Source organism: Streptomyces sp. NPDC059695, from assembly GCF_042733785.1.
Classification (GTDB): Bacteria; Actinomycetota; Actinomycetes; order Streptomycetales; family Streptomycetaceae; genus Streptomyces.
Map to the genome: position 1 here is coordinate 106,565 of NZ_JBHWFF010000004.1, position 4,953 is coordinate 111,517.

The window sequence follows — 4,953 nt, forward strand, 5'->3', positions numbered from 1 at the left end:
GCGGCCCAGGCCCCCCCCCCCCTACTCAACTTCCGCCCCCCGGCGCGCCGCCCCGGCCGGAAGCCGGGCGCGCCACCAGGTTCATCCCCTGGCCGTCAGGCCAGGCCCGCCACCAGGTCGGCGACGCTCCTGCGCCGGCCGGTGTAGAACGGGACCTCCTCGCGGACGTGCATCCGCGCCTCGGAGGCGCGCAGGTGGCGCATGAGGTCGACGATGCGGTGCAGCTCGTCGGCCTCGAAGGCGAGGAGCCACTCGTAGTCGCCGAGCGAGAAGGAGGCGACCGTGTTGGCGCGGACGTCGGGGTAGCCGCGGGCCATCTTGCCGTGGTCGGCGAGCATGCGGCGGCGGTCCTCGTCCGGCAGCAGGTACCAGTCGTAGGAGCGCACGAAGGGGTACACCGAGACGTAGTCGCGCGGGTTCTCGTCGGCCAGGAAGGCCGGGATGTGCGACTTGTTGAACTCGGCGGGGCGGTGCAGCGCCATGTTCGACCAGACCGGCTCCAGGGCGCGGCCCAGCTTCGTACGGCGGAAGAGGTTGTACGCCTCCTGGAGCTCGTCGCTCGTCTCGGCGTGCCACCAGATCATGACGTCGGCGTCGGCGCGCAGACCGGACAGGTCGTACGTGCCGCGGATCGTGATGTCCTTGGCCGCGAGCTGGTCGAACAGCTCCTGGACCTCGTCGGCGTAGCCGACGCGGTCCTCGGGGAGAACGTCGCGCAGCTTGAAGACGGACCACAGGGTGTAGCGGATGACCTCGTTGAGGTCCTTCGCCTTCTTACCGGCGTTCGGGATCTTTTCGGGCGCACTCATACGCCTATTCTCGCCCGTCACCGGGAGTGCCCCGCACCGGGGTCGGTCCTTTTCGACGTGGCGATGATCTCGTCGGCGAACTCCCCGATGATCTCGTCGGCGGCGCGGTGGGCCGAGGCGACGCAGGCGGGGATGCCGACGCCGTCGTAGGCGGCGCCCGCGAGGCGCAGTCCGGGGAGGGCGGCGACGGCCGCGCGGACGCGGGCGACCCGGGAGAGGTGGCCGACCGGGTACTGGGGCAGGCCGCCGGCCCAGCGGGTGACCGTGCTCGCGACCGGGCGCGCGGTGAGGCCGGTGGCGGCGCCGAGGTCCTTGAGGGAGGCGGCGACGAGGTCGGAGTCCTCGCGGTGGACCTGCTCCTCCTCGCCGTGGCGGCCGACGGAGGTGCGCAGGACGAACAGGTCGGGGGCGGCGTCGGAGACCCACCGCCACTTCTGTCCGGAGAAGGTGGAGGCCTTGATGGTGTGGCCGTCGACGGGCGGCACCAGGAACCCGGACCCGGCCAGGGCGGGCACGTCGGAGCGTCGGAAGGCGAGGGTGATCAGCGCCATGGAGGCGTAGTCGATCTCGTCGAGCCCGGCGGCGGCGGCCGGGGCGTGGCCGCCGAGGAGACCGGCGGCGACGCCTGCGGGGGTGGCGAGGACGACGGCGTCGGCGTCGAAGGTCCGGTGCGGGGTGACGACCTGCCAGCCGGTGGCGCCGGTGCGGACGAGCGCGTGCACGGGCGTTCCGGTGTGGATCGCGCCGCCGGCGGCACGGATCGCGTCGGCGACCGCGCCCGGGAGGGTGCCGATGCCGCCCTCGATGCCGAGGAAGGCGGAGCCGCCGAGGCCGGTGGCGGCGCCCGCCGCGTCGGCGGGAGTGGCGGCGCCGGCCCGCTGGACGGCGTGGACGGCCGCGGTGAGCGTGGGGTGGACGCGGGCGGCCTCGAAGAGGGCGGGGACGGCGGCCTTCATCGAGATGCGGTGGGCGTCACCGGCGTACACCCCGCCGAGGAGGGGTTCGACGAGCCGGTCGACGACCTCGTGGCCCATGCGCGCGGCGACGTACGCCCCGATGGCGATGTCCTCGCCGATCTCGGTGGGCGGCAGCTCCAGGTCGCCGCCGATGCGGCGCACGCCCTCCTCGGACAGCAGCCCCTCGACGGCGGCGGGGTCGCCGGGGACGCCCATGACGTGCCCCTTGGGCATGGGGACGAGCTCGCCGCGGGACCAGACGGACGCGGTGGTCGTCGCGGGGGCCTGGAGCCGGTCGCCGAGACCGACGGTGCGGGCGAGGGCGACGGCCTCGGGGCGGCGGGCGAGCAGCGACTCGGCACCGAGGTCGACGGGGGCGCCCGCGATCTCCCCGGCGAGCAGCTTGCCGCCGAGCCGGGAGTCCGCTTCGAGGAGGGTCACCCGGTGGCCGGCGAGGGCCAGCCGGTGGGCGGCCGCGAGTCCGGCGATCCCGCCTCCGGCGACGACGGCATGAGGCCCGGCGTGGTGTCCCGTGATGTCCGCGTTCATGGCACCACTCTCTCAAATGCCCGGCCCGCTCCCGTTCCGAGGCCGGACCGTGACCGCATCGCTACCGCCGGAGGGCAACCCGTCGCGTGGGCCCGTACGTCCAAGGGGCATCACTCACCACCACCCTGGGGGGAACTCGTGCGCACGGCGAGAACGAGAACGGCTGCCGCCGTCCTGATGACGGCCGCTCTGGTCCTGACCGGCTGCGGGGCCGGGTCCACGGAAACGGCCTCGGACGGCAAACGGGACATGTCGGCGGCGAAGCCCGCCGACGCGGGCCGGGAAGGGCCGGCCGCCGACAGCGGCTCGGGTGGCGCCGCGAAGCCCGCGGCGAAGGTGCCGGAGCAGAAGCACGTCATCCGTACCGCCGAGCTGTCCGTGGAGGTGAACGACGCGGCGAAGGCGCTGGCGGCGGCCCGCCGCACGGCGGTGGACGCGGGCGGGCACGTGGAGAACGAGTCCACGGAGCGGGTCGACGACACGTCGCTCACCTCGCAGATCGTGCTGCGGGTGCCGCAGGAGAGGTACGACTCCGTGCTCGCCGAGCTCTCGGGCGCGGGGAAGCTCCTCGGCCGCAGGGCGGACGCCAAGGACGTCACCGGCCAGGTCGTGGACGTGGACAGCCGGATCGCCACCCAGCGGGCCAGCGTGGCGCGGGTGCGGGCGCTGATGGACCGGGCGGAGAGGCTGTCCGACGTGGTGACCCTGGAGGGCGAGCTGAGCCGCCGCCAGGCCGACCTGGAGGCGCTGCTCGCCCAGCAGGCCTCGCTGAAGGACCGCACGACGCTGGCGACGATCACCCTCCGCCTCTCCGAGCCGGAGAAGCCGGGCCCCCAGGAGCACGAGGAGGGCCGCCCCGGCTTCGGGGACGCCCTCGGCGGCGGCTGGAACGCGCTGGTGGGTGCGGCGGCCTGGATCGGGATCGTGCTGACCGCGCTGGCCCCGTGGCTCGTGGTGGCCCTGGCCGGCTTCGTCCTGTGGCGCCGCCTCGTCCGCCCGCGCCTCGCGGCCCGCGCCCAGGCCCGGGCCCGGGCGGTCCTGCCGGACGCCGCCCCGCGGAACGCCGCCGGAGCGGCCGTGGCGCCCGGGGCTCCCGGGGCGCCCGGGGCTCCTGCGGTTCCCGGGGCGACGAAGCCCCCGCAGCCCCGGGAGGCCCCCGAGAAGTAGCGTCCTCCCATGAGCGAACGACTGGTGGTCATCGGTGGCGACGCGGCTGGCATGTCCGCCGCGTCGCAGGCGCGCAGGCTCAAGGGCCCCGGGGAGCTGGAGATCGTCGCCTTCGAGCGCGGGCACTTCTCCTCGTACTCGGCCTGCGGCATCCCGTACTGGGTCGGCGGGGACGTGGCCACGCGCGGGGAACTGATCGCCCGCTCCCCGGAGGAGCACCGGGCCCGTGACATCGGCCTGCGGACGCGGACCGAGGTGACGGAGATCGACGTCCCCGGGCAGCGGGTGCGCGCCCGGGACCTGGAGGCCGGTACGGAGACGTGGACGGGCTTCGACAAGCTGGTGATCGCGACCGGGGCCCGGCCGCTGCGCCCGCCGGTCCCGGGGATCGACGCGCCCGGGGTGCACGGGGTGCAGACCCTCGACGACGGGCAGGCGCTGCTCGACTCGCTGTCCCGGACTCCGGGGCGGCGGGCGGTCGTCGTCGGCGCCGGGTACATCGGGGTGGAGATGGCGGAGGCCCTGCTGAACCGGGGCCACGAGGTGACGGTCCTGACCCGGGGCGAGCAGCCGATGGCCACGCTCGATCCGGACATGGGGCGGCTGGTGCACCGGGCGATGGACGGTCTGGGGATCAGGACGGTCACCTCGTCACCGGTGACGAAGGTCCTGACGGGCCCCGACGGCGGGGTGCGGGCGGTGGTGACGGACGCGGGCGAGTACCCGGCGGACGTGGTGGTGCTGGGCACGGGCGTGGTCCCGGAGACCTCGCTCGCCCGGGCGGCGGGGCTGCCGCTCGGGGCGTACGGCGGGCTGCTCACCGACCTGGCGATGCGGGTGCGGGGCCACGGGAACATCTGGGCGGGCGGTGACTGCGTGGAGGTCCTGGACCTGGTCTCGGGCCGGGAGCGGCACGTGCCGCTGGGCACGCACGCGAACAAGCACGGGCAGGTCATCGGCTCGAACGCCGGCGGCGGGTACGCGACCTTCCCGGGCGTGGTGGGCACGGCGGTGTCGAAGGTGTGCGACCTGGAGATCGCGCGCACGGGGCTGCGGGAGCGGGACGCGCGGGAGGTGGGACTGCGGTACGTGACGGTGACGGTCGAGTCGACGAGCCGCGCGGGCTACTACCCCGGGGCGGCGCCGATGACGGTGAAGATGCTGGCCGAACGGCGCACGGGCCGGCTGCTCGGGGTGCAGATCGTGGGCCGGGAGGGCGCGGCGAAGCGGGTGGACATCGCGGCGGTGGCGCTCACGGCGGGGATGACGGTGGAGGGGATGACGGCGCTGGACCTGGGCTACGCGCCGCCGTTCTCGCCGGTGTGGGACCCGGTGCTGGTCGCGGCGCGCAAGGCGGTGGCGGCGGTCCGCGCGGCGGGCTGAGACGGCGACGCCTCCGCCCGGTGGGGCGGTGGCGGCGGCGGGGGGGCGGGGGTGGGGGGCCGAGCGTCCCCGTCGCGGCCCCGAGGCCC

The 4,953-nt window shown here is 75.4% G+C and carries 4 protein-coding genes; 2 read left to right on the forward strand and 2 right to left on the reverse strand.

The window, feature by feature from the left end; genetic code table 11:
• Positions 1-95: 95 nt before the first annotated feature.
• The gene (gene hemQ / locus ACFV2S_RS07225) at positions 96-809 is read right to left on the reverse strand and encodes a hydrogen peroxide-dependent heme synthase (RefSeq protein WP_385555049.1); all 714 of its coding nucleotides are present in this window, start codon (positions 807-809) and stop codon (positions 96-98) included.
• A gap of 17 nt (positions 810-826) precedes the next feature.
• Entirely contained in the window at positions 827-2,314 is a 1,488-nt protein-coding gene (gene hemG / locus ACFV2S_RS07230) for a protoporphyrinogen oxidase (RefSeq protein ID WP_385555051.1), read from the reverse strand.
• 177 nt (positions 2,315-2,491) lie between these two features.
• On the opposite strand from hemG, the gene ACFV2S_RS07235 reads away from it, so the two are divergent.
• Complete coding sequence (locus ACFV2S_RS07235; RefSeq protein ID WP_385555283.1) at positions 2,492-3,481, forward strand: DUF4349 domain-containing protein; 990 nt, start codon at positions 2,492-2,494, stop codon at positions 3,479-3,481.
• A gap of 9 nt (positions 3,482-3,490) precedes the next feature.
• Positions 3,491-4,864 (forward strand): FAD-dependent oxidoreductase, encoded by a 1,374-nt coding sequence (locus ACFV2S_RS07240; RefSeq protein ID WP_385555053.1) that lies wholly within the window; start codon positions 3,491-3,493, stop codon positions 4,862-4,864.
• Positions 4,865-4,953: the final 89 nt, after the last annotated feature.

Bases quoted from the DNA above. Each gene is read 5' to 3' on its own strand.
- hemQ (WP_385555049.1), bottom strand. From the start codon at position 809: ATGAGTGCGCCCGAAAAGATCCCGAACGCCGGTAAGAAGGCGAAGGAC.
- hemG (WP_385555051.1), bottom strand. From the start codon at position 2,314: ATGAACGCGGACATCACGGGACACCACGCCGGGCCTCATGCCGTCGTC.
- ACFV2S_RS07235 (WP_385555283.1), top strand. From the start codon at position 2,492: ATGACGGCCGCTCTGGTCCTGACCGGCTGCGGGGCCGGGTCCACGGAA.
- ACFV2S_RS07240 (WP_385555053.1), top strand. From the start codon at position 3,491: ATGAGCGAACGACTGGTGGTCATCGGTGGCGACGCGGCTGGCATGTCC.